At 47.5% G+C, this 25,447-nt stretch carries 25 protein-coding genes and 2 pseudogenes; 26 read left to right on the top strand and 1 reads right to left on the bottom strand.

Annotated features, from left to right (window positions below):
* The 21 genes and pseudogenes from D1841_RS13400 to D1841_RS13300 all read left to right on the top strand — a co-directional run.
* A partial coding sequence (locus tag D1841_RS13400) for an LtrC-like protein (RefSeq protein ID WP_166554272.1) occupies positions 1–626 on the top strand: 626 nt, incomplete at its 5' end.
* Positions 627–638: 12 nt separating this feature from the next.
* Positions 639–842 (top strand): hypothetical protein, encoded by a 204-nt coding sequence (locus D1841_RS13395; RefSeq protein WP_160641641.1) that lies wholly within the window; start codon positions 639–641, stop codon positions 840–842.
* A pseudogene (locus D1841_RS13390) lies at positions 829–1,341 on the top strand (type IV secretory system conjugative DNA transfer family protein); the annotation flags it as partial. The gene D1841_RS13395 and the pseudogene D1841_RS13390, both read left to right, overlap by 14 nt.
* 68 nt (positions 1,342–1,409) lie before the next feature.
* Positions 1,410–3,494: a DUF4368 domain-containing protein gene (locus D1841_RS13385; RefSeq protein WP_371721927.1), complete on the top strand. Its 2,085-nt coding sequence runs from the start codon at positions 1,410–1,412 to the stop codon at positions 3,492–3,494.
* 18 nt (positions 3,495–3,512) lie between these two features.
* On the top strand, positions 3,513–3,887 hold the full coding sequence (locus D1841_RS13380) for a TnpV protein (RefSeq protein WP_161880177.1): 375 nt from the start codon (positions 3,513–3,515) through the stop codon (positions 3,885–3,887).
* A 10-nt stretch (positions 3,888–3,897) separates the two neighbouring features.
* Positions 3,898–4,182 (top strand): hypothetical protein, encoded by a 285-nt coding sequence (locus tag D1841_RS13375; protein ID WP_154458911.1) that lies wholly within the window; start codon positions 3,898–3,900, stop codon positions 4,180–4,182.
* A complete protein-coding gene (locus tag D1841_RS13370) occupies positions 4,170–4,316 on the top strand; it encodes a hypothetical protein (RefSeq protein ID WP_154458912.1) in 147 nt (48 codons plus the stop codon). Before D1841_RS13375 ends, D1841_RS13370 begins: the two co-directional genes overlap by 13 nt.
* Before the next feature lie 246 nt (positions 4,317–4,562).
* Entirely contained in the window at positions 4,563–4,763 is a 201-nt protein-coding gene (locus D1841_RS13365) for a helix-turn-helix domain-containing protein (RefSeq protein WP_154458913.1), read from the top strand.
* Positions 4,750–5,835: a DNA cytosine methyltransferase gene (locus D1841_RS13360; protein WP_154458914.1), complete on the top strand. Its 1,086-nt coding sequence runs from the start codon at positions 4,750–4,752 to the stop codon at positions 5,833–5,835. Before D1841_RS13365 ends, D1841_RS13360 begins: the two co-directional genes overlap by 14 nt.
* Complete coding sequence (locus D1841_RS13355) at positions 5,828–7,249, top strand: protein NO VEIN domain-containing protein (RefSeq protein WP_154458915.1); 1,422 nt, start codon at positions 5,828–5,830, stop codon at positions 7,247–7,249. Before D1841_RS13360 ends, D1841_RS13355 begins: the two co-directional genes overlap by 8 nt.
* Complete coding sequence (locus tag D1841_RS13350; RefSeq protein ID WP_154458916.1) at positions 7,250–8,221, top strand: DNA cytosine methyltransferase; 972 nt, start codon at positions 7,250–7,252, stop codon at positions 8,219–8,221.
* 444 nt (positions 8,222–8,665) lie between these two features.
* On the top strand, positions 8,666–9,724 hold the full coding sequence (locus D1841_RS13345; RefSeq protein ID WP_154458917.1) for an AAA family ATPase: 1,059 nt from the start codon (positions 8,666–8,668) through the stop codon (positions 9,722–9,724).
* Between the two features lie 146 nt (positions 9,725–9,870).
* Positions 9,871–11,127, top strand: coding sequence for a plasmid recombination protein (locus D1841_RS13340; RefSeq protein ID WP_161880110.1), 1,257 nt, complete (start codon positions 9,871–9,873; stop codon positions 11,125–11,127).
* Between the two features lie 62 nt (positions 11,128–11,189).
* Complete coding sequence (locus D1841_RS13335; RefSeq protein WP_066733266.1) at positions 11,190–11,417, top strand: YdbC family protein; 228 nt, start codon at positions 11,190–11,192, stop codon at positions 11,415–11,417.
* A 69-nt stretch (positions 11,418–11,486) separates the two neighbouring features.
* Complete coding sequence (locus tag D1841_RS13330) at positions 11,487–11,645, top strand: hypothetical protein (RefSeq protein WP_166554270.1); 159 nt, start codon at positions 11,487–11,489, stop codon at positions 11,643–11,645.
* Between the two features lie 65 nt (positions 11,646–11,710).
* Positions 11,711–13,003 (top strand): annotated as a pseudogene (locus D1841_RS13325) (VirD4-like conjugal transfer protein, CD1115 family); the annotation flags it as partial.
* Between the two features lie 15 nt (positions 13,004–13,018).
* Positions 13,019–13,375, top strand: coding sequence for a glutamyl-tRNA amidotransferase (locus D1841_RS13320; protein ID WP_161880109.1), 357 nt, complete (start codon positions 13,019–13,021; stop codon positions 13,373–13,375).
* An 89-nt stretch (positions 13,376–13,464) separates the two neighbouring features.
* The gene (locus D1841_RS13315) at positions 13,465–14,301 is read left to right on the top strand and encodes a hypothetical protein (protein WP_161880108.1); all 837 of its coding nucleotides are present in this window, start codon (positions 13,465–13,467) and stop codon (positions 14,299–14,301) included.
* A gap of 185 nt (positions 14,302–14,486) precedes the next feature.
* On the top strand, positions 14,487–14,852 hold the full coding sequence (locus D1841_RS13310) for a PrgI family protein (RefSeq protein WP_160641647.1): 366 nt from the start codon (positions 14,487–14,489) through the stop codon (positions 14,850–14,852).
* Positions 14,845–17,178, top strand: coding sequence for a VirB4-like conjugal transfer ATPase, CD1110 family (locus tag D1841_RS13305; protein WP_160641648.1), 2,334 nt, complete (start codon positions 14,845–14,847; stop codon positions 17,176–17,178). Before D1841_RS13310 ends, D1841_RS13305 begins: the two co-directional genes overlap by 8 nt.
* A 43-nt stretch (positions 17,179–17,221) precedes the next feature.
* Positions 17,222–19,195 carry a CHAP domain-containing protein gene (locus D1841_RS13300; protein ID WP_160641649.1) on the top strand — a complete coding sequence of 658 codons (1,974 nt, stop codon included), beginning with the start codon at positions 17,222–17,224 and terminating at the stop codon, positions 19,193–19,195.
* A 33-nt stretch (positions 19,196–19,228) separates the two neighbouring features.
* Here the strand turns inward: D1841_RS13300 and D1841_RS13295 are convergent, their stop codons facing one another.
* The gene (locus D1841_RS13295; RefSeq protein ID WP_160641650.1) at positions 19,229–19,537 is read right to left on the bottom strand and encodes a helix-turn-helix domain-containing protein; all 309 of its coding nucleotides are present in this window, start codon (positions 19,535–19,537) and stop codon (positions 19,229–19,231) included.
* Positions 19,538–19,588: 51 nt separating this feature from the next.
* Here D1841_RS13295 and D1841_RS13290 point away from each other — a divergent pair, with 51 nt between their 5' ends.
* The 5 genes from D1841_RS13290 (at position 19,589) to D1841_RS13270 (ending at position 25,398) form a co-directional block, all read left to right on the top strand.
* Positions 19,589–20,152: an SLOG family protein gene (locus D1841_RS13290; RefSeq protein ID WP_347564039.1), complete on the top strand. Its 564-nt coding sequence runs from the start codon at positions 19,589–19,591 to the stop codon at positions 20,150–20,152.
* Positions 20,153–20,165: 13 nt separating this feature from the next.
* Entirely contained in the window at positions 20,166–20,633 is a 468-nt protein-coding gene (locus D1841_RS13285) for a hypothetical protein (protein WP_160641651.1), read from the top strand.
* A gap of 109 nt (positions 20,634–20,742) precedes the next feature.
* Positions 20,743–20,946, top strand: coding sequence for a helix-turn-helix transcriptional regulator (locus D1841_RS13280; RefSeq protein WP_160641652.1), 204 nt, complete (start codon positions 20,743–20,745; stop codon positions 20,944–20,946).
* A gap of 95 nt (positions 20,947–21,041) precedes the next feature.
* Complete coding sequence (locus tag D1841_RS13275) at positions 21,042–23,813, top strand: type I restriction endonuclease subunit R (RefSeq protein WP_160641653.1); 2,772 nt, start codon at positions 21,042–21,044, stop codon at positions 23,811–23,813.
* Between the two features lie 16 nt (positions 23,814–23,829).
* Positions 23,830–25,398, top strand: a complete 1,569-nt coding sequence (locus tag D1841_RS13270) for a type I restriction-modification system subunit M (protein WP_160641654.1) — start codon at positions 23,830–23,832, stop codon at positions 25,396–25,398.
* The last annotated feature ends 49 nt before the right edge of the window (positions 25,399–25,447 follow it).

The following is a 25,447-nucleotide window of genomic DNA, read 5'->3' as shown; positions in this document are numbered from 1 at the left end:
ATTGGGGAGAGGAGAATGTGAAGATCAACAAGGGCGAAAAGAGCCTGTCCATTCTTGAGCCGGTAGAGTACACCAAGAAAGACGGGACGCCGGGGATCGCCTACAATGTGAAAAAGGTCTTTGATGTGGCGCAGACCAATGGGAAGCGCCTGCCTGCGCCCAGCGTGAACCGAGACCCCCAGCAGCTTGTGGCGGTTATGCTGGATACTGCTCCGGTGAAAGTTGAGGTTGCAGATGAGTTGCCTTTCCCTGAAATGGGAGCGTTCTACAACAACGATAAGCAGACCCTCTATATCAAGCGGGATATTGGCGACAGCGTTGCCCTTTGTCAGTGTGTGGCGCAGGAGCTTGGACACGCCCAGCTTGCCATCAACAGCGAGGCATACAGCCGCAGGGACTCCGGTTTTCAGGCGGTTTGCATTGGATATATGGTCTGCAAGAAGTACGGCGTGGACACCCAGAACTTCGCCATTGGGCGGGTGCCGGACGAGCTTGCCAAAGCCGAGCCAAAGGAGCAGCGTGATGTTCTGTCCAAGACCCGCACAGCGATGAGCGAGATCTGCTCCAGAGTATCCGATGAGCTTTACCGCCAGAAGCAGGAACGGAGCAAGGACAGGGAGAGATAAGGGGGGCAGAGAATGAACGAGAGACGGTATTTTGTCGCTCTGGACGATTACGAGCATGGGGTTGTCATTCGCTCTCTGAACGATAAAAAGACCGAGCTTCGGAGCGAGGGCAAGGCGACGGATGCTGTTGACGATCTGATTATCAAGATTGGCAATGCCCCCAGCAAAAAGTTCAGGGTAATCGAGAAAGACAGGCGGAGCCATGACGAGAGATAATGACCGGCAGAGCGCCATCATTCTTTCCATCATCGGTATTGTTCCTGTCGTGTGGGTTGCGCTTCTGATTGCGCCTTCTGTCTCAGGCGGGCTTCCAGAGATTCTTCCCAAGTTGGCGACGGTGTTCAATGAGCCGTTTCAAATAGAGCTGTGCGAGGACAGTCTGCGGACTGTCCTCATTTTGCTCCTGAGCTATGGCATGGGTATCGGGATTTACTTCTCCACACGCAGGAACTACCGCCGCAGGGAGGAACATGGTTCTGCCAAGTGGGGCGATGCAAGAGCGATAAGCCGGAAGTATCAGCAGTCGCCGCCCTCCAACAACAAGCTGATGACCCAGAATGTGAAAATCGGCTTGAATGCCAAGAAACACCGGCGCAACCTGAACACGCTGGTCTGCGGTGGAAGCGGTGCGGGCAAAACAAGGTTCTATTGCAAGCCCAATCTCATGCAGGCAAACACCTCGTTTGTAATCCTTGACCCAAACGGAAAAGAAGTTTTAGGATATATATTGCAAGCAGTCCATTGAATATGGCTGCGAATAAAAGACGGAAAGGAGGTCAGAAAGTGCCTAAAATCAGGGATTTTAACAGAGTTACAGCCCTCTATGAAAGGCTGTCCAAGGATGATGAGCAGCAGGGCGAATCGAACTCGATACTGAATCAAAAGAGATTTCTCGAAGATTTTGCCCGCAAAAGCGGTATGACGAACATCAAGCATTTTACCGATGACGGTTACACAGGGCGTAACTTCAACCGTCCCGGATTTCAGGCAATGCTTGCGGAAGCCGAAGCCGGAAAAATCGGCACGATTATCGTCAAGGATATGAGTCGTTTCGGCAGAAACTATCTTGAAGTCGGCTTTTATACCGAGATTCTGTTCCCCAAGAAGCAGATACGCTTTATCGCAATCAATAACAGCGTGGACAGCGACAAACCACAGGATAACGACTTTACCCCGTTCCTCAACATAATGAACGAGTGGTATGCCAAGGACACCAGCAACAAGATAAAGTCCATCTTTCTGTCCCGTATGAATGATGGCAAACGCTGCTCCGGCAGCATTCCCTACGGCTACAATCGACTGCCCGAAGATAAACAGACCTTAGTGGTCGATCCTGTTGCTTCTCAGGTGGTAAAACACATCTTTGAGCTTGCGGCAGAGGGCTTGACACCTCCGGCAATCGCAAGACAGCTAACGGAGGAAAAGGTGCTTATCCCATCGGCGTACACCCTCCAATATCACCCCGAACAATGCAACCGAAAAGCGGAGTACGGCTGCACAAGCTGGAACGCAAACACGGTAAGAGAGATTTTAAGCCGACAGGAATATCTCGGTCATACTGTGCTGAGAAAGACCATCGGAACGAATTTTAAGACCGATGAACGCCGCTTTGCCACCGATGAGGAACGCCTTGTGTTTGAGGACACCCACGAGCCAATCGTTGACAGCGAGCTTTGGGAGCAGGCGCACAGAAGATTGAAACACGCCACACGCCGTATAAAGGAAGGGACGCACCAAGAGGAATGCTTACTGCCCGGTCTTGTGTATTGCGCTGATTGCGGCAGTAAGATGTCCTATCAGACGAATTACTACAAAAGCGGAGAACCCTATCATTCGTTCCGATGCAGCAGCTACGGAAACAGAACCGTGAACTGCACCATCCATCATATCAGCGACAAAGTCCTCTATCAGCTGGTACTGCGTTCTATCCAACGCCTTTCAAGCCACATTATCGCAGATGAGCGTGGCTTTGCGGAAGAACTGAAATGCAAATGGGAAGCACAGGCGAATGGCAAGCCACAAAAGCAAAAGGATGAACTTCAGACAATCAATCGCAGACTGAACGAGCTTGACCGCCTGATTGGAAGCCTTTATGAGAATTTCATTTCAGGTCTGCTGCCCGAAAAGCAGTACAAGTCCCTGATGAAGAAATACTCGACTGAACAGGATAGCCTTGAGAGCCAAGTGTCGGAAATTCAGGAGAAGCTGGAGCAAACCAAAGCGTCCTCTGCTCATATCGGACGGTTTATCAAGCTCATCAAGAAGTATAAGCAGCCCACAGAGCTGACGAAAGAGATGGCGTGTGAGCTGATTGATAAAATCGTTGTTCACGAAGCCGAGGGCAAGAAGCCCAACCGACAGCAGCAGGTGGATATTTACTATAACTTCATCGGGCAGTTTGACCTCCCACTTTCCGAAAAGGAAATTGCCGAAGCAAGACGGAAAGCCGAGCAAGAAACGGCGGAAAAAGCCAAGCGCAAGAAGAACCGGCAGCGTGAGAGCAATGTTGCACATCAAGCCAAAGCAAAGGCGGAACGCTGGGCGGCGAATGACGGTCATAAGTACCCGAAGCGTGTGTGCGAACAATGCGGCAAAGAGTTTTATCCGAACAGCACAAGGCAGAGGTTTTGCAACACCGACTGTACAAAAGCCCATCAGCAGGCAGAAAAAGAGAAGAAACGCTATGCCGAAAAGGGAGAGCACACCTTCCGTCAAAAGGTCTGCAAGATTTGCGGCAAGCCCTTCTGGCCGTCCAACGGTCAGGAGGTGCTGTGCTCCGAGGAATGCAAAACCATCAATCGCAACCAAAGACAGCTTGCCTATTATCATCGTAAGCAATCCGGGCAGAAAGCCGGAGAAGCAATATAATTCAAGGAGGACGACACAATGGAGAAATTCATCACGGACGAAAGGACAGGCTTGCGCTATGAGCTTGTCGGGAACTACTATCTGATTGCCGGAGAGGACGAGCCGGAGGGCAGACCCATCGGCATTTGGGGACAGCGACACCTGCGGTATATCCGCAAGCACAAGGTCAGTCTGTATGCCGAGCTGCTGACCACCGGCAAGCTGAACGATTATCTTGCAGACCTTAACGAGCAGGCAGAAGCAATGTTTTCTCGGCTGGTAAAGCAACTTTCCGAAAAAGAGGGCGTTACGGAAGCCCTCAAAGCGGAAAATCAAATGCTGTGGGTGCAGAGGATGAACAACATCCGCAGTGCTGCTACGGAAAGCGTTGCAAACGATTTGATTTACTGTTAGGAGGACGGCTATGAAGGTCAAGCTGGACGATTATGAGGTGCGGGTGCTGATAAACGGCTTAATACAGCAGCACAGGAGCTATGACGCAGAAACCAACGGTCGGATTGACGACCTCGCCCTTCGCCTGTGCGACATTGCAGAAGCAATGAAGCCGGGACGAAAGAAGAAAATCCCCTTTGAGCCGGTAGAAACCAGAGTGATTCGGCATTGCCTTGTTGACTGGAGAAATCGAGAAATCAACCAAGGAAATGATGTTGCTTCGGAAGTGATAGGAGAACTGCTATGTTTATTGTGAGATTTGTTCGTAAGGATGGAAAGCCTGACGAGGAGTATTACTACCATACGCTTCAGGAAGCGGAAGCACACAAGAAACTCTTTGATGACGATGATTCTGACCTTTATGAGCGTATAGAAATCATTCCTGACTAACCGCATATTTCTGCTGGGAAAGGCTGCTGTGATGAACAGCGGCTTTCCTTTTTCGGGTAGTATTCAAGAAGTCATAAAGTTCCGTGAGTAATGGAAGAAGCTGAAGTGGTTCTTGCGACTTGAAAACATTTCGTTGAGAAATTGCAAATAATTTGGTACAAAACGGTGAAACCTCAAAATAGCCCTTGCTTTTATTCGCCCCGTAGAATATAATATAACTGTATTACTTTGTTTTGAGGTGAGAAAATGGAGTTTATGACGGCAAGCAAGGCAGCCGAATTATGGCATATATCACAAAGGCGTGTTCAAGTTCTCTGTGCGGAAGGTCGTATTCCCGGTGTTTTCAAACTCGGTGATGCTTGGGCGATACCTTCAGATTCATCAAAGCCAAGTGATTCGAGATTAAAGAAAACAAAAAAGGAGCAAACAGAGAATGAATGTGATTGACCTGTTTTGCGGTTGCGGAGGCTTCTCCAAAGGCTTTGAACAAGCAGGGTTTAATGTCCGACTTGGCATTGATATTTGGCAAGATGCTGTAACAACATATAAAGAGAACTTTCCAAATGCTGCAACAATCGTTGGAGATATATCCGGCTTAACAGGAGAGGATTTACTTTCTGCTGCCGGAATAACTGCCGACGAAGTAGATGTTATCATAGGTGGACCGCCCTGTCAGGGCTTTTCATTGTCTGGAAAGCGAATGTTAGATGATCCACGAAATGTCCTATATAAGTCTTTTGTCCGAATGGTAGCGACTATACAGCCGAAAGCATTTGTTATGGAAAATGTCCCCGGGTTGGTAAGACTATTTAATGGACAAGTGAAAGAACAAGTAATTGAAGACTTTACCAATATAGGATATAAGGTGAAAATGAATCAGTTGACAGCTTGCGATTTTGGTGTTCCACAAGCAAGAACACGAGTATTCTTTGTTGGTATCAACACCAAAAAAGTTGAAAATAGTGACTATATTTTCCCTGAACCAACCCACGGCAATGGCAAGAAGCCTTATATTACTTGTAAGGACGCCTTATCCGATTTAGACTTTATTGGGGACACTCGATTGCTTGCAGAAGAAGCTGAATATGAATTGCCAGCGACTAATGAGTATCAGAAGTTTATGCGAAAGAACGCTAATATATTGCTTAATCACGTTACTACAATTCACACTGAAAAAACACGAAATATTATTGCAATGGTTCCAGATGGAGGAAATTACAAAGATTTGCCGCAAGAATTGTGGTCAACCCGAAAAGTACACATTGCGTGGACTCGTATGGATAGTAGTAGACCTTGCTTTACAATAGATACAGGACATAATCATCACTTCCATTACAGAGCAAATAGAGTACCTACGGTTCGAGAATCGGCTCGTATTCAGTCGTTTCCAGATGACTTTAGATTTATTGGCATTAAGACAAGCCAGCTAAAGCAAGTTGGTAATGCTGTACCTCCGCTTTTAGCTCAAGCTGTTGCCAAAAGCGTTATTATAGCATTGGAGGAAAAGGAAAATGTATGATTGTACACGGCAGTATCGCTGCACAATAATCCGTGGCAAGTCACAAAAAGAAATGGATGACCTGCTTCCGGCATACGCAAAGGTTATAGATGAGGTCTGCCCTTGTGAGGCAAGTGAATTTGAGATGAAATTTAATAACGCCTTTATGCGTTATCTCCCTGCGGCTGAACGAGTGAAGAAAACACTTGATAATCACCGAACGGAAATATCCGGGAAACTATTCGGAATGTATTTCTTCTCTGAGGACGGAAAGGTATATGAGTCAGAGAGAACACAAAAATTTCTTGAGGATAATGACCAGCCTGCATTTTTCAAGGATATTTGCTATAAAATGCAGTTTCCAAATGGTTCTCAAAAAACCAGCCCTACTGTTCTTGAAAGAGTTTCAGATGGCATTTGCATACGCCCGAATGCTTTTCTGCTTAAACTTCTTCTTGTAGCTCGAACCGCAAATGTTGATATTACCAAAAGAGAAGTTGGATACTATGTCTTGAATTCGTTAGATGTATTGCAAGGAAAAGCAAATCCTTATGAGGTTTTAGAGGTAATTTCTCAAGATCAAAAAGCCGGTGTAGAAAGAACAATTTATGTTCCGGGCAAACAAAGCTCCTATAACTGGCAGCATATCAATGAGCAGATGAACTATCTTGAACTCGCTAATCTTATAAGATTTACGGATGATAAAAGAGTTGTCCTCAATCCAAATGAAATGCCGACCATCGAGTTGTTTGCGGAAGATTGGGATAAGAAACCTGAGTTTGATGTGTATAGCTACGATTTGAATACGGCTGAAAATCGCAAGCTATTTCAATATGCGTGGGATGCTTATTTTGCTCGCATCTCGTCGTGTGCAGGTAAGTTCGCAACCTCTGCGGCTTCACTGATTGTTGATACAACAGAGCCTCAAAAGCCCACTATATCCCATACTCAAACAACTAATCTTACTGAGTTTGGCGATGAAGGAGAGCAAATCGTTTATGAATATGAGAAAAAGCGTGTTGCTTCGTTTAACCAACGACTTGCCAATAAAGTTTTGTCGCTTGGGAAAACAAGAGGTCTTGGTTATGATATTCAATCAGTAATAGCTGAGCCGGGAGATATGGCTGAATTCGTTAAGTATATTGAAGTAAAATCCACAAAACGATTGACCTGTCCTGATGTTAACGATGAACTTTGGATTGACACTCTGAATATTACGAGAAATGAATGGGTAGCGGCGCAGCAGCACCGAGATTTTTACTCCATATTTCGTGTGTATTTTACTCGTGATGGCATTCATATGTTCATCCTTAAGAACCCAATGCAAAAGTTCCAAGATGGTAAGATACAAGCAACGCCAATGACATATAGAATAGACTTTTCAAATGTTGCTGTTGATGATGTAGTATATGGACTTCAAAGGGAGGGGGCATAAATGAATAGCGTTGTATCCCTCTTTTGCGGATGTGGTGGTGTTGATTTAGGGACACTCGGCGGTTTTAATTTCAACAAAAGGAAATACGAACCCCACCCTTGTAAATTAGTATATGCTTGCGATATAGACCAAAAAGCGGTAGATTCACATAAGTTGAATTTCGGCTCAGAAGGTGCTGTATGTGCTGATATTTGTGAAGTTGATGAAAGGGATATTCCAGAGTGTGACATTCTGACAGGTGGCTTCCCTTGTCAGTCATTTAGCACTGTCAATCCAACAAAAGACCCATTTGATGACAGAGCAAATCTTTATAAGCAAATGGTTCGTATCGTCAAAGCAAAGCAACCGAAAGTTTTTGTAGCTGAAAATGTAAAGGGGATGATGACACTCCACAAAGGCACAATATTCAAGCGAGTAATTACATCGTTTGAAGAAGCTGGTTACAAAACTTTTTATTCTTTGCTGAATGCTGCTGACTATGGCGTTCCGCAAAAAAGAGAGAGAGTTATTATTGTAGGAATAAGGAAAGATATTTGGGAACAAAGAGGTGATTTTATATTTCCTGCAAAAACCAATGATGGAAATTGGGTTCCTCTTTCTGTAGCTGTCCCCGAACTTGCAATTAAAGAAAAGAAATATTACTTTTCAGAACGAGCAGTTCAAGGAATGAAGAATGCAAAGAACAATATGAAGCGAGGACTTGCTCAAAACCTCGATGAGCCTTGTCTTACTGTTACGAGCCATTTGGCAAAAGTTAGTCTGAATTCACGAGACCCAGTTTTACTTGTTGACCCCAAGAAAGAACTTTATCGCAGATTCACGCCATTGGAGGCTGCTCGTATCCAATCATTCCCTGATGATTTTGTGTTTGCAGGAACGGAAACAACTGCATACAAACAGATAGGAAATGCTATTCCTCCAGTGCTGTTTTGGCATATTACAGATGCTATCGTCAAGTATCTTGGCGAATAGCTACCAAATTTCGGTCCTATTTACGCATTGAAAATCAACTTTCCGAGCAAGACAAAAGCGTCGTAGCAATACGGCGCTTTTTTGTTGCCCGGAAGCGACAAACAGCGGCTTTTGAACGGTTGGCGGTAAAGAATACCGACCCCAAAACAAAGCCGCTCACATCGAAAGGAAACGCCCAAAATCGCCCCGAAACTATACAGCGGGAAACGGTTTTGGGCGTTTCTGCGTTTCGGGAGCAAATCGGCAATTAGGCAGCGATAAGGAGGTGTCCATTATGCCCCGTATGCCGAAATACCTCAAGAGAGAATGGGCGTTCTTTCTTGATGAGCGTGGCAGGAAGAAATACAACGAGCTTTGCAGGAAATGCGAAAGGAGCTGCAAGCAGAGCTTCCGTGCCACCGTTATCCAATGCCCGCACTATCTATCGAAAAGGAGAACAAGACAATGACAGACTATCCAAACAACATTCCCGCAAAGCTGGAAATCATCAAGGCCAGCGAGATCACCCCGAAAGAGGTGCGCTGGCTGTGGTATCCCTATATTCCCTTCGGCAAGGTCACACTGCTGCAAGGCGACCCCGGTGACGGCAAGAGTAAGCTGATGCTTTCTCTTGCCGCTTTGCTTTCCAAGGGAGCGCCGCTTCCCTTTGCAGATGAGGAGGAACATACCGAGCCGATGACCGTCATCTACCAGACCACCGAGGACGATGCAGACGATACCGTTGTGCCGAGATTTAATGCGGCGGGCGGTGACGGCGACCGACTCATCTTCATCAAGGAGGACGAAAAGAGCCTGACCTTCGGGGATGACCGTATCCGTGAAGCCGTGGAGAAGTACAACGCCAAGCTGCTGATTCTCGACCCGATGAGTTCGTATATCGGTGACACTTGCTCGATGAACAATGCCAACGAAACGAGAGCCGAGTTCAACCACCTGATTGCCGTTGCCAAGGACACCGGCTGCGCCATCGTTATCATCGCCCATATGAACAAGGCGAAGGACACAAGCCCCCTCTATCGCACCAACGGCTCTATCGACATTGCCGGTGCGGCGAGAAGCATTCTTGCCGTCACACGCACGGCCAATAAGCAGAACCCCGCCGAGCGTTATCTGGTGCAGGTCAAGAGCAATCTTGCGCCGATGGGCTCGGCTATTCTCTTTGAGGTAGCCGACAAGGGTGTGAACTTTCTTGATGAGCTGGAGCTGAGTGCGGAGGACGCTTTCTCTGCTTCTGCGCCGAGGATGGGCAGACCGAATGCCCGTGAGGAAGCGGCAACGGATTTTATCCGTTCCCTGCTGGCGGGCGGTAGGCGGCTGGCTTCCGATTGCGAAGCAAAGCTTGAAGCCGCAGGCTTCAAGAAATCAACCTACAAGAAGTCCAAAAAGAAAGCCGGAGTTCGCTCTGTGAAGGACGGCTTTCTTTGGTACTGGACTTTGCCGGAGGTTGAAAAACCGATTGAGAATGGGCAGGAAGTCACGGACGAGGACGACCTGCCTATTTGATTGAGGTTTTGAGGGAGGTCAAGGGAGGAAAGCCCTTGCCCACGACACCTTTGCAGCGAAGCTGAAAGTGTCATAGTGGGTTACGCACTTTGAAAAAGTTGCGTAACCCGCACCCCCTCCCTTTCCGCTGACTGGAGGTGATGAGAATGGCGGAAGGAAATTGGAGCGTTATCCGAGTGGAGAAAATCTCCGCAGAGGGAGCGCAGAAAACCGAGCGACACAACGAGCGCAAGAACGAAAGCTACGCAAATCTCAATGTGGACACCGAGCGAATTGCCCGCAATGTTCACTTCAAGGACACGGGCGGTTTGACCTACAACGAGTATTTCCAGCGGCTCATTGACGAGGGCAAAATCTCCACAAGAGGACAGAAAGCCGGCGCAACCATTTTTAATGAACTGGTCATTGATGTGAACACAAGGTACTTTGAGGAACACGGCGGCTACGAATACGCCAAGCAGTTCTACGAGGAAGCCTACCGTTTCGGCTGTGAGATTTACGGCAAGGAGAACATCGTGTCGGCGGTTATGCACGCCGATGAAATCAACAAGGCGGTGTCCGAAGAACTGGGCAAGCCGGTCTACCACTACCACCTGCACATCGTGGCGATCCCTACCGTCCGAAAAGAAATCCTGTGGTCGAAACGCTGCAAGGACGAAGCCCTGAGAGGAACGGTCAAGGAGGTCATCAACCAAGTTTCCCACTCGAAGAAATGGAAGAACACGGTCCCTCTGCTGGACGAAAATGGGCAGCAGGTTATCAGCAAATACGGAAAGCCGATGTTCCGCAAGTCCTACTCCGTTCTGCAAGACAAGCTCTTTGAGCATATGACCGAAGCGGGTTTCACCGGCTTTGAGCGTGGCGTATTGGGCAGTACGGCAGAGAATTTGAGCAGCCTGGATTATCAAATTCAGAAGGACAAGGAACGACTTGCTGACATTCAGGAACGCATTGAAGCTGAGCAGGTGCGCTATGAACCTGCCCACGAAGTCCACAAGACAATGGCAGAGATTGAGGGCATGGGGCAGAAAACCATCACCGGCAAGATTGCCGTTTCCAAGGACGATTATCAGCAGCTCACGGCACTTGCCAAGGAAGGTATCACAAGCCGCAGTGAAATCCAAGATTTGAAAAGCAGCGTTTCCTACTATCAAAGGCAGTATTTCAATGCGTCCTCTGCCGTAGAGCGATTGCAGGAACGGTATGACCGGCTCAAAGAAAAATGCCAGCCGTTTTTGCAGGCACTGGAACACTTCCCAAAGCTGGTGGAGGTCTTTGTAGAGAAGGTCAAGGAGCTTTTCAGTATCAAGGAAGCACAGGAGCGCAAGGAATGGGAGGACAGAGCCGCCGCCCGAAAAGAACAATCCAAACACCGTCGGGGCAGGAATGACTGGGAACGATAATCCCTTCCATTACTATCCCGACTTTTTAACTTCTTCAACACTTGAATTACGGAGGTACGAAAATGAAAGACATTACAAGCACGATTACCAAGCCCCTCGCCGTCCTCGGAGAGAATGGCAAAGGCTACACAAAGGAAGCAAACTTCATTTCGTGGAACGGCAATGCCGCCAAGCTGGACATCCGAGAGTGGCATCCGAACCACGAACGCTGCGGCAAGGGCATTACGCTCACGGAGGACGAGGGCAGAAATCTTTACGCAGCACTCAAGGCAATCTATGAAAAGGAATAATCCTTTTTCGGCTGGTAACGGGGCATTCGGAAACGGACGCCCCTATTTTTACGGAGGGAGGTGATGACCGTGGAGAATATGAAAACCGGCTTTGTAGAGAGAATCGGCGGCACGATTTTCGTTGTCAACGCAATGCCCGCAGAGAACGCAAAGCACACGCAGGAAGAGCTTGTAAAGGCTCTGATTGCAAGAGAAGCAATGGCTTTGCAGGAAACGGAGGTTGCCTGATTGACTTTATGCACAGCTATGCGCTTTGGAGATTTTTCAAAAAATATCTCAAAACCACTTGACAGAAGGGAGAAATCCTGCGGGATACCGGAGGACTGTTAAAGGCAAAGGGATACGAAATCCGTGTTCTTGACTTGATTTCTATGGAAAAGAGCCATTGCTACAATCCCTTTGTCTATTTGCAGAATGACAATGATGTGCAGCGCCTTGTAACCAATCTATTCAAAAGCACCACGCCAAAGGGCGCTCAGGCACAAGACCCCTTTTGGGATACGGCGGCTTCTATGCTGCTGCTTGCACTGATCTTCTACCTTCGGTACGAAGCGCCGGAAGAGGAGCAGAATTTCCCGATGGTAATGGAGATGCTTCGAGCGGGCGCTATCGAGGACGAAGAGGACAACAGACCGACCCCACTGGACAATCTGTTTTCAGATCTGGAGATGGAGAATCCAGACCATATCGCTGTGAAGTATTATCACAACTACCATTCCGGCAGTGCAAAAACTATCCAGTCGATTCAGATTACTCTTGCGGCAAGGCTTGAAAAGTTCAATCTGGAAAGCCTTGCGGCAATGACGCAGACGGACGAGCTGGACTTGCCCTCAATGGGTGAGAAGAAGGTTGCGCTGTTTGCTCTGATTCCCGACAACGACTCCAGTTTCAACTTCCTTGTGTCAATCCTCTACACCCAGCTTTTCCAGCAGTTATTCTATTCAGCAGACCATGTGCATGGCGGCTCCTTGCCTGTGCCGGTTCACTTCCTGATGGACGAGTTTGCCAATGTCTCACTGCCTGATGACTTCGACAAGATTTTATCCGTCATGCGTTCCAGAGGGGTATCGGTTTCGATTATCCTGCAAAATCTGGCGCAGCTCAAAGCGCTGTTTGAAAAGCAGTGGGAGTCCATCGTGGGCAACTGCGATGAGTTTCTCTATTTGGGCGGTAACGAGCAATCGACGCACAAATATGTGTCTGAACTGCTGGGCAAGGAGACGATTGACACAAACACCTTTGGTAAGAGTTCGGGACGGAGCGGAAACTACTCCACCAACTACCAGATCAGCGGTCGTGAGCTTTTGACCCCCGATGAAGTTCGGATGCTGGACAATCAGTATGCGATCCTCTTTATCCGAGGGGAGCGCCCTGTGATGGATTTCAAGTATGACATCTTGAAACACCCTGATGTGAAGCTGACCGCTGATGGGGACGGAGAGATTTACCAGCATGGCACTGTGAAATCCGATGTTGCGACCATCCTTGTGGACTGGCTCGACCCTGAGCTTGTCCCTGAGATGGAACTCACAGAAACAAACTACGAGCTTCTGTCCGAGGAGGACTTTGAGGCAGACAATCAATGAATGGAGGAAATATCTATGAAAATCTTTAACAATAACACCAATAAGGAGACCGGCAAGCTGCCCATGCGGGGCAAGGTCAGGAAAGGGTATCGAACCTACTGCGCTTTGGTAATGGCGCTCACTCTTGCAGTGGGCATGGCGGCTCCGGCGTATGCTGCGGGCGATCCTCTGTCCGTCATCAACAACCTTTCCGATTTCATTTTCGGTCTGATTCGAGCGGTCGGTATGATCCTGCTGGGCTTCGGCATCGTGCAGGTGGGCTTGTCTCTGAAATCTCACGACCCGTCTCAGCGTGCTAACGGCTTCCTGACCCTTGCCGGCGGCGTGATTATCACCTTCGCAAAGGAGATTCTGACTCTGATCGTCGGCTAAACACTCAAATCCAAAATCGAAACACTCAGGATGGGGTGTTCCCAGCGAGGAACACCCCATCTTTTCGTTTATAGGAGGAGGTGCGAAGATTGAGTGATTCTTGGGTTGTTCAGAACCTTGAAAATGCCCTTGAGACATGGAACGACAAACTGGCTGAGATCTGGACGCTTATCACAACGACCCCGCAGGAGTTCAAGGGCGGCGGGATATGGAGTGTCATCGTGAATATCAACGGAGCGGTTCAGGCAATCGGTCTTGCGCTGCTTGTTCTGTTTTTTGTTGTGGGTATGGTGAAAACCTGCGGCAGCTATACAGATGTAAAGAAGCCGGAACACGCCTTAAAGCTCTTTGTACGCTTTGCATTGGCAAAGGGCGCTATCACCTACGGCATGGAGCTGATGCTTGCGCTATTCAACATCGTGCAGGGAACCATCTCGACAATTATGACAGCGGCAGGGTTCAGCTCCGCATCACAGACAGTTCTCCCACCGGAGATGATTACTACTATCGAGGACTGCGGCTTCTTTGAGTCTATCCCCTTATGGGCAGTGACCCTCATCGGCGGGCTGTTCATCACAGTGCTGTCTTTTATTCTGATTATGACCGTGTATGGGCGCTTTTTTAAGCTCTATATGTACACTGCACTTGCGCCGATCCCGCTATCGACATTTGCGGGAGAACCGTCCCAGAATGTTGGCAAGTCGTTCATCAAGAGCTTCTGTGCGGTCTGCCTTGAGGGAGCGGTTATTGTGTTGGCATGTATCATCTTCTCACTGTTTGCCTCGTCGCCGCCTGTCGTGAATCCTGATGCGGCGGCAGTCACGCAAGTGTGGTCTTATATCGGAGAGCTGGTTTTTAACATGCTTGTGTTGGTTGGAAGCGTGAAGATGGCAGACCGGATTATTCGTGAGATGATGGGACTGTAAGGTGTTCGCCATGAAAAGAATCTACAACAAATGGCAGGGTTATTCCCTTGCCGATTGCGACTGCCAATACTGCCTCTATTACGGCGGAAAGAAGAAAGGTGAGCGTTTTTGCCTAAGTGAGAAATGCGTTTGCCTTGAAGAGATCTGCGAAGCCATAGGGCGGGAAAGCGGAGAAAGGAAGGACAATGGAAGTCAAGATCAATAGAGAGATTCGCAACTACACCGAATCTATGTTTTTTGGACTGTCTCTGCGGCAGTTCATTTTTTCTGCCTGTGCCTGTGTGGTGGCTGTCGGACTCTATTTTCTGTTGAAGCCCCATCTTGGGACGGAGACAGTTTCGTGGGTCTGCATTTTGGGAGCAGCGCCATTTGCGGCGCTCGGCTTTCTGAAATATAACGGCATGACTGCGGAAAAGTTCATCTGCACATGGGTGAAGTCTGAGTTCATCATGCCGAAGAGATTGACCTTTCGAGCGACCAACACCTACTACGAGCTGATGAAGCCCAGCATGGAGAAAAAGACAAAGGAGGCTATGAAGTCGAATGATTAAGACATTATCGAACCTGTTTAAGCAGGACAAGGAAAGGTTCGTCGTGCCGAGAAGCGTTCAGGATGTGATCCCTGTCACAGCCATCTATGATGATGGCATTTTTCAGGTGGGTAGGGACAAGTTCTCCAAAACCTTTAAGTTTTCGGACATCAACTATGCAGTTGCCAGTCGGGAGGATAAGGAAGCGATGTTCCTCGAATATTCTGAGCTTCTCAACTCCCTCGACAGCGGCGCAACAACAAAAATAACCATCAACAACCGGCACTTGAACCGTTTGGACTTTGAGAAAACCATCTTGATTCCCATGAAGGGAGATGAGCTGGACGAATATCGAGAAGAGTATAACAAGATGCTCTTGGATAAGGCGACCGGCGCTAATTCCATCGTGCAGGACAAGTATATGACGATTTCCGTCAATAAGAAATCGGTGGAGGATGCCAGAACCTATTTTGCACGAGTAGGTGCGGATCTGATTGCCCATTTTGGACGATTGGGCAGTAAGTGCGTGGAGCTGGAGACCGAAGAAAGGCTCCGCATCTTCCACGACTTTTATAGGGTGGGAGAGGAAACCTCTTTCCGCTTTGACATGAAGGAAACCCGAAAGAAAGGGCATAGCTTCAAGGACTTTATCTGCCCTGATACGATGGAGTTTGAAAAGGACTATTTCAAGCTGGGAGACCGCTATGGTCGTGTTTTGTTTCTGCGTGAGTATGCGTCCTATATCAAGGACAGCATGGTGGCGGAGCTGACAGACATGAACCGAAATCTGATGATGAGCATTGATGTGGTGCCAGTTCCCACCGATGAAGCGGTCAAGGAGGCGGAAAACCGTCTGCTCGGTGTTGAGACGAATATCACTAACTGGCAGCGCAAGCAGAATCAGAACAACAACTTCTCTGCCACCGTCCCTTATGATATGGAGCAGCAGAAGAGGGAAATGAAGGAGTTTCTGGACGATTTGACAACCAGAGACCAGCGCATGATGTTCGCTGTTCTGACGATGGTTCACACCGCTGATACTAAGGAGCAGCTCGACAATGACACCGAGGCGTTGCTTACCACAGCCAGAAAGCACCTGTGCCAGTTCGGTGTGTTGAAGTTCCAGCAGATGGACGGGCTGAATACCGTCATGCCCTTTGGAGTTCGCAAGGTAGACGCTTTCAGAACGCTGACAACGGAGAGCCTTGCGGTCTTTATTCCCTTTCGAGTGCAGGACATCTACCATGAGAACGGCATCTACTACGGTCAGAATGTCATCAGCAAGAACATGATTATTGCAGACCGTAAGCAGCTTTTGAACGGAAACGCCTTTATTCTGGGCGTATCCGGCGGCGGCAAGTCTTTTGCTGCCAAGGGGGAGATCATCAATCAGGTGCTTGCCAGCAATGCAGACATCATTATCATTGACCCTGAGCGAGAATACTCGCCCCTTGTAAACGCTATGGGCGGCGAGATTATCAACATCTCTGCCACTTCGCCCAGCCATATCAATGCTATGGACATGAACAAGGACTATGGCGACGGGGCAAACCCTGTCATTCTCAAGTCTGAGTTCATCATGTCGCTGTGTGAGCAGCTTATCGGAGGCTCCAATTTGGGGGCAAAGCAGAAGTCCATCATTGACCGATGCACAGCCTCTGTGTACCGCAGCTACCAGCAAAACAACTATGAGGGGGCGGTTCCCACCTTGCAGGACTTCCGACAGGAGCTTCTCAAACAGGACGAGCCGGAGGCACAGGAGATTGCCCTTGCTATTGAGCTGTTCACCAACGGCAGCTTGAATACCTTTGCGAAGGAAACCAATGTGGATACGGACAACCGTCTGATTTGCTATGACATTCTCGACCTTGGCAAACAGCTCATGCCCATCGGTATGCTGGTGGTGCTGGACTCGATCCTGAACCGCATTACCCAGAACAGGGCTAAGGGCAAGAACACCTATATTTTCATCGACGAGATCTATCTGCTGTTCCAGCACGAGTACAGCGCCAACTTCCTGTTCACCCTCTGGAAGCGTGTCAGAAAGTATGGCGCTTATGCGACCGGTATCACGCAGAATGTGGACGATCTGCTCCAGAGCCATACGGCGAGGACAATGCTTGCAAACTCCGAGTTTATCATCATGCTCAATCAGGCGTCCACAGACCGCTTGGAGCTTGCAAAACTCTTGAATATCTCTGACCTCCAGATGAGCTATATCACCAATGTTGAGGCAGGACATGGGCTTATCAAGGTGGGCAGTTCTCTGGTGCCGTTCGCAAACAAGTTCCCCAGAAATACCAAGCTCTATAAATTGATGACAACGAAGCCGGGCGAGGGTGTATAACCCTCGCTCTTGCTGTGTTCATCTGCGAGAAAGGAGGGTTTCAATGGGGAAAATCAAGACCAAAGATGCCATAAAAGGCACGATCAAACAGCTTGACCGAGCTGCGATTGTCTCTGACCGTATGCGTAGGGCGTATATCCAGACCAAAGAGAAGGCAGAAACCGCTACAAACCCCGCAGAGGGGAATGTAGAAGAATATGCTTCTTCCCGTATGGAAAGCGGTACACAGACGGTACTTCACGAATCAGCCCATCAGCTCGAAAAGGTTGGGAGAGAAAGCGCTTCCCATGTGAAGGAAGATGTATCAAACGCAAAGCAGGCGGTTGACAACTTCAAGTCTGTTAGGGCGGAGCAGCGGAAAACGGGAAAAGGGATAAAGACTCGTGAATCCCAGATGGAAACGGCGGCTCAGACAGAGAGCCATGCTCCATCTGCCCCTAAGCCTCATTCAGAGAGCATAAAACAGCGCTCAGATGGGTTAAAAGAGCCATCTGAGCGTATGGTTGAGCAAGGAAGAAAGAGGACAGTCCAGACGGTTCGTGATAAACAGAGGCTCGGTTCTCAAAGGAGCGCTGATGTCCCGTCTGATAGCGTGGCAGGGCATGAGAAGCCTGTTATTCGCTCACGATACTCTGGCGGTGGTTCTCACCGTATTGTGGAGCAGACGGATAAAGGGGTTAAGGAATCCGTAAAGTCAGCCGGTAAGAAGTCTATCAAGACAACTCAGCGGGCAGCAGCCAAAACAGCGAAGAGATCCATCAAGACCGCTGAGCATACGGCGAAAACGACGATTAAGACCACGAAGGAAGCGGCAAAAGCTACGCAGAAGGCAGCAAAGGCGAGTGCCAAAGCAGCTCAGAAAGCGGCGCAGGCTGCAAAGGCTGCGGCAAAGGCAACCGCCGAGGGCATAAAAGCGGCGGTCAAGGTTACGATTGCAGCGATAAAGGCTATCATTGCGGCGACTAAGGCTCTCATAACTGCCATAGCAGCCGGGGGCTGGGTAGCCGTTATTGTAATCGTGATTATCTGCCTGATCGGACTTGTGGCAAGCTCTGTGTTCGGGATTTTCTTTTCCGGCGAGGATTCCGGCACAGGAATGACCATGCAGACCGCTGTGCAGGAAATCAATGCAGACTATGACGCTCGGATAGAAGCGGAGAAAAGCGCTGTGTCCTACGACTCTCTTGAAATGAGCGGGAGCAGGGCAGTTTGGAAAGAGGTGCTTGCGGTCTATTCAGTCAAGGTGAACACCGATCCTGATAATCCGCAGGAGGTTGCCACGATGGACGATACCAAGAAGCAGCTCTTGTCTGACATCTTCTGGGAGATGAACTCTATATCTTCAAGGACAGAGACCACGACAAGTACCGTTACGACAGAAACGGACGATGGGCATGGAAACATCGTTGAGACGGAGACAACGGAGACCTATACAACGCTCTATATAACTGTGAGCCATAAGACAGTCGATGAAATGGCGCAGCAGTACGGATTTAGTCAAGAGCAGAAGGACTATCTCGTTGAGCTACTCAATGATGAAAACAACTCGCTATGGTCGGCTGTTCTCTACGGTATAGGGTACAGCGATGACCAGATTGTGGCGGTTGCTCTCTCACAGATCGGAAATTATGGCGGTGAACCTTACTGGAACTGGTATGGATTTGGCTCTCGTGTCGAGTGGTGCGCCTGCTTTGTGAGCTGGTGCGCCAATGAGTGCGGTTATATCGACACAGGTGTTATCCCCAAATACGCTGGCTGCACCCTTGGCGAACAATGGTTCAGGGACAGGGGACAATGGATAGACAATTCTGCCGAACCCGCCCCCGGCATGATTATCTTCTTTGACTGGAACGATGAGAACGGACAGGACGGAGAGCCGGATCACACCGGTATCGTAGAAAAAGTCGAGAACGGAACCGTCTATACCGTTGAGGGTAACTCCGGAGACAGTGTGAGAATCAACAGCTATCCAGTCGGATACTACGAAATCTATGGATATGGCGTACCCCAGTATTAAAAAACTGCCACCCATGCGGGTGGCAGTTACATATCATTTCTTCAAGCCCTTCGCCAAGTTGATAAGGCTGTCGAGTTGCTCATTACTCAAAGTTTTGGCAATCTCGAACAACTCCTTTGCCTTCGATGGATTGCTGGAATCCTCATCAAAGAAGTCCTTTGGGGTGATTCCAAGGTACTCACAGATAAAGAATATCCCAGAGAGTGAGGGCATTGATTTTCCGCTCTCGATATTATTGATATATCCGGGGTTTTGTCCCATAGACAGACTCATGTCACGAGCAGACACACCCTTTTCTCCACGCAACTTTGCCAAGCGAAGGGAAAAATCCTTCTCGGTCATTCTTGAATCACCACCTCTCGTTACATTTTAACCCATATAGGCGGATAAAATGTGGGCGGTGGGGCTGTAATTACCTTGATATATTGGCTTATAGATGTTATGATAGCTTGGGGTGGTGGTTTTAAGATGACAGAGCAGGAAAAGCGGCTAAGAAGGTGTTGTTTTACTGGTCATAGACCACAAAAGCTGCATCGAGCAGAAATTGACATCAAAAGGGATTTAGAAGAAGCAATTAAGAGTGCCATATCAAGCGGATACAGTACATTTATAACTGGAATGGCTTATGGAGTAGACATCTGGGCGGGAGAGATAGTAGTCCGGCTTAGAGAGTCAAATCCAGAGCTGCATTTAATCGCAGCGATACCGTATCCAGACTTTTGCGCTCGATGGTCAAGCGATTGGAGGCGACGATATGACGCTCTTCTTGAGAAAGCAGACCTGATAAAGTATATTTGTCATTCATACAATGCGGGAGCGTATCAGCGGAGGAATGAATGGATGGTGGATCATTCGGCTCATGTGATTGCCGTTTTCAATGGAGAGAAGAGCGGAACAAAGAACACCATCGACTATGCTCGAAGGTGTGAAATTGAAATTGAGATAATTCAGGCATAAGGAGTGTGATATTGTGTCTGTGATATATGAAAAACACTATCCTCACCCAACATTTGAGGAAGAGATGAAAGAATTGGAGGAGTATGAAAAGGAAATGGAAAGCTCCCCTGATTATAAACCTAAACCGGAATTGACATTTCAAGAATTCTATAAAAATGTGATGAAAGATCGTACACTTATCCTACTCCCAGAGAAAATGGAGAGAGCAAAGGATTTTGTAAAACTTGCGATAAAGATATCAGAGCTATATGAGCTTGACACCAGAATCTCAAGAGAAGATGACCGTATATCGGTAAACTACTCTTTTGACGATGCTGGCGATATGGCATTTTTAATTCCCGTTTTTCGGAAGGCAGACAGCATTTCCTTTTTCACAGGTATCTATGGGTTTGACAACACAATATCTCTCGACTATTACACACATGCCGTTTTCAATAAAAGGAGACTCGTTCATCCGCAAGACTTTGATGAGTATATGTAAATGCGGGCTTCTTTTCGACATTCAATGTCGAAATCCTTACATCAAGGTTGCGATTTCGACATGACCGTGCTATAATTAACCTATGTCGGCTGCTGAAGGAGATGCGGAAATGGCTATAAGCTACAAGAAATTATGGCATATCTTGCTGGACAAGAACATGAAAAAGAAAGACTTAGTGGAACTGGCGGGGATCACCCCTTATTCGGTTAGGAAGCTCAGCAAAGATGAAGCCGTGTCCACAGAGGTTATTGGCAGGATATGTGCAGCGCTTGAATGTCGAGCTGATGATATTATGGAGTTTACCTCGGAGTAGGCTCTATGTAGTTCCTTTCTCGGCACACAGAATGGACATCATCTCGTAAAATGCTGTGCGAAAAAATCCTCAAGTAAAATGTTGGAGGACAGAATATGTCATATCAAAGTGAAGCTCAGTTGGAGCAACAGCTTATAGAGCAGCTTCAGAACCAAAACTACAATGCGGTGTCTTTACCTGACTACGATGCACTTCTTGATAATTTCAAGGAGCAGTTCGAGGCGTTCAATTCAGCAAAGCTGGACGGAAAACCCCTTTCCCCAAAAGAATGGGAGCGAGTTCTGAATTATATTAACGGCAAAAGCATTTTTGAAAGTGCCAAACTGTTGCGGGATAAATTTGTGCTGGAGAGGGACGATGGCTCAAAACCATATTTGCAGTTTCTTGACGAAGATTATGCTAAAAACCGCTATCAGGTTACTCATCAGACAACCGTTGTTGGGAAATATACCAATCGTTATGATGTCACTCTCCTGATAAACGGACTTCCTCTCGTGCAGATCGAATTGAAGCGCCGAGGTATAGATATTAAAGAAGCGGTCAACCAGATTATGAGGTACAGAAAGCACTCTTACCAAGGTCTGTACCACTTCATCCAGCTTTTTGTCGTATCGAATGGCGTGGATACAAAATATTTTGCAAACAGCGATAAGGATATTCTTTATTCTCATACCTTCTTTTGGACGGACGACAACAATATTCGTGTGACAAATCTCAAAGATTTTTCGGTGGTCTTTTTAGCTCGTGATTTGCTCATCAAAATGCTGACGAAGTTCACCATTTTGAATGATACCGATAAAGTGCTGATGGTCATGCGTCCTTATCAGGTGTATGCAACCGAGGCTTTGATTCGGCAAGCTACGCTAACTAACAGAAACGCATATATATGGCATACGACAGGAGCGGGCAAGACCCTTACATCATTTAAGACCGCACAAATCCTTGCTTCAATGCCTAATATCAAGAAAGTGATATTCTTGGTGGATCGCAAAGACTTGGATACACAGACTACGGAGGAGTTTAACAAGTTTGAGGCTGGTTCTGTAGACGCAACAGATCGCACCGATATTCTTGTTAAGCAGATGAAGGATAAGAATCGCCAGCTTATTATCACGACTATTCAGAAAATGGCGACTGCGGTTAAAAAGCCGCAGTATGCCAAGGTTATGGATTTGTACCGAGATGAGAAAGTGGTCTTTATTATTGATGAGTGTCACCGTAGTCAGTTCGGGGATATGCACAAGGATATTGTTCGCCATTTTCAAAAAGCCCAATTCTTTGGATTTACCGGAACACCCCGCTTTGAGGTCAATGGAAAAGTGGAGGGGAAGGTCACACAGACAACAGAAAAGCTCTTTGGGGAATGCTTACATTCCTATCTGATTAAAGACGCTATATTCGACAACAATGTCCTTGGCTTTCATATCGAGTACATCACAACCATGAAGGGAGCATACGACGAGAACGATTCTACCATGACAGAAGCTATTGATGTTGGTGAGCTGTATATGGCAGATGAGCGTATGACGATGGTTGCAAATCATATAGTTCAGAATCACAAGGCGAAAACCCGCAACCGGCAATATACAGCCATTTTTGCGGTTTCGTCTATCCCGATGCTGGTCAAATACTATGACATTTTCAAATCCATAGACCACGACTTGAATATCAGCGGAATTTTCTCGTATGGAGCAAACGAGGACTACGAGGGTCATGATGAACACTCTCGTGACGCTCTGGAGCGGATAATTTCTGACTATAACAAGACCTTTAGCACAAACTTTAGCACCGATACTTTTTCAGCCTATCATAAGGATATTTCTGACCGTATGAAAGGCAAAAAGACGAAGCAGCTTGATATTTTGATTGTTGTGAATATGTTTCTTACTGGATTTGACAGCAAGCCTCTGTCTGTTCTGTATGTGGACAAGGATATGATGTATCACGACCTGCTGCAAGCGTACAGTCGCACCAATCGAGTGGAAAAGGAAACCAAGCCTTGGGGCATTATTGTGTGCTATCGCAACTTAAAGCAAAAGACAGATGACGCTCTGGCGCTCTTTTCACAGGGACACCCAGATGGGATTCTTACTCAGTCCTTTGACTTTTATGTTCAGAAGTTTAACGAGCTTGTTGCGGGAATAAGGCAGCTTGCGCCAACGCCTGCGTCCATAGATATGATGTATTCTGAGGACGATCAAAAGCGTTTTGTCGTTATGTTCCGAGAACTGACAAGGTATCTGCTTTCTCTTCAAACTTTCGTGGAGTTCAGCTTCGACCGTAGCAATTTAGACCTATCCGATCAAGAATATCAAGACTATAAGAGCAAATATCTTCTCTTGTACCGGAAGAATCAGACAGGCAAAGAGGTCGTTTCAGTTTTGGACGATGTGGACTTCTGCATTGAGCTAATGGAGAGCAACCGCATCAATGTCGCCTATATTATGAACCTGATTCGGAACATTGACTTTACAACCAAGCAAACTCGTGAAAGGGATATTGAGCATATTAAGTCCGAGCTTGATCGCTCCGACAATCTCCACCTGCATAAGAAGATTGATATTCTCCGTGCGTTTTTGGATCAGGTCGTGTCCGGCTTTGATGGTACGGAAGATATTGATGTCGAATACAACGATTTTGAGAATAAGCAGAAGGCTGAGGAAATTGAAGCCTTTGCCGAACAAGAGGGCGTAGATGCAAAGATGTTAAAAGGTGAGATTGCCGAGTTTGAGTTTACGGGAGTGTTAAACCCCGGCGAAATCAGAGACAATATCACCGAGCCAATGCCATTGCTCAGGAAACGCTCGCTTGTAAACCGTATCGTAGATTTCATTTATTCCCATGTTGACAAATACAGCAGCAACTAAAGGAGATTCAATTACAATGGATAATAACAGCATACAGCAGCATCAAAAGGAGTTGTCCACAAAGCTGTGGGCTATGGCAAATGCTCTTAGAGGTAATATGGAGGCTTATGAGTTCAAGAATTACATCTTGGGCATGATCTTCTATTATTACCTTTCCGACCGAACCGAGAAGTATATGGTCAATCTCCTGAAAGATGATAACATCTCCTATGAGGAAGCATGGCAGGACGAGGAGTACCGTGAAGCTGTCGTGGAAGAGTCTCTGCGTGATCTTGGCTATGTGGTGGAACCGCAGTACCTTTTCCGCAATCTTGTAAAGATGGTAGAGAACCGATCCTTTGATATAGAGTTCTTGCAGAAAGCAATCAATAGTCTGATGGAATCCACCATTGGACGGGAGAGCCAAGATGATTTTGAGGGCTTGTTCTCCGATATGCAGCTTGATTCGACAAGGCTCGGTCATACGGTGAAAGACCGCAGCGCAGTTATGTCTAAAATCATAGCTTCTCTTGATGAAATCAATTTTGGTGTTGAGGACACAAAGATTGATGTCCTTGGCAACGCCTATGAATATCTTATTGGGCAGTTTGCAGCTACCGCAGGGAAGAAAGCAGGCGAGTTTTACACGCCTGCCGGCCCTGCGGAGCTGCTTTGCCGGTTGGCTTGTCTTGGACTTACCGATATAAAATCCGCTGCCGATCCGACCTGTGGCTCCGGCTCGCTACTCTTGCGCTTGAAGAAGTATGCTAATGTCCGCCTGTATTATGGGCAGGAGCTAACTTCGACAACATATAACCTTGCTCGAATGAACATGATTCTGCGTGGCATTCCGTACCGCAATTTTTCCATCTATAACGGAGATACGCTGGAGCATGACTATTTCGGGGACGAACACTTCCGAGTGCAAGTTGCCAATCCTCCGTACTCCGCAAACTGGTCTGCCGATCAGAAGTTTATGGAGGATGACCGCTTTAGTCAATACGGCAAGCTCGCTCCTAAGTCAAAGGCGGATTTCGCTTTTGTGCAGCACATGGTCTATCACATGGACGAGGACGGAAGGGCTGTTGTCCTTCTGCCGCATGGCGTCCTGTTCCGTGGTGGATCTGAGGAAACAATACGCAAATACTTGATTGAGAATCTGAATGTTCTTGATGCCGTAATCGGCTTGCCAGCAAACCTGTTCTTTGGAACGGGGATTCCGGTCTGCGTTCTTGTGCTGAAAAAGGAGCGCAACGGAAACAGCAACAACATTCTGTTTATCGATGCTTCCAAAGATTACGAGTCCGGCAAGAATCAAAATATCCTTCGGGAGTGCGATATTGATAAGATCGTTTCTACTTACGAAAAGCGTGAGGATGTAGAGAAATATGCCCATGTAGCGACCATGGAGGAGATAGCGGAGAACGGCTTTAACCTGAATATTCCCCGTTATGTAGATACCTTCGAGAAAGAGCCGGAGATTGACCTTGCGGCGGTGGCACAGGAAATCCGCACACTACAAGGCGAGATAAAGACGATCAATGCGGAGTTGAAGCCCTATTTTGACGAACTGGGGCTTGATTTTCCCTTTGACGAGGAGGTGTAATTTTTATGGGAAAAGTATCCTCAAGTAATAGTCAAGGGGTTCATGTACC

The sequence above is a fragment of the Neglectibacter sp. X4 genome (assembly GCF_009917365.1).
Taxonomy (GTDB): domain Bacteria; phylum Bacillota; class Clostridia; order Oscillospirales; family Acutalibacteraceae; genus Acutalibacter.
This window is presented reverse-complemented; position numbering and strand designations above follow the sequence as displayed.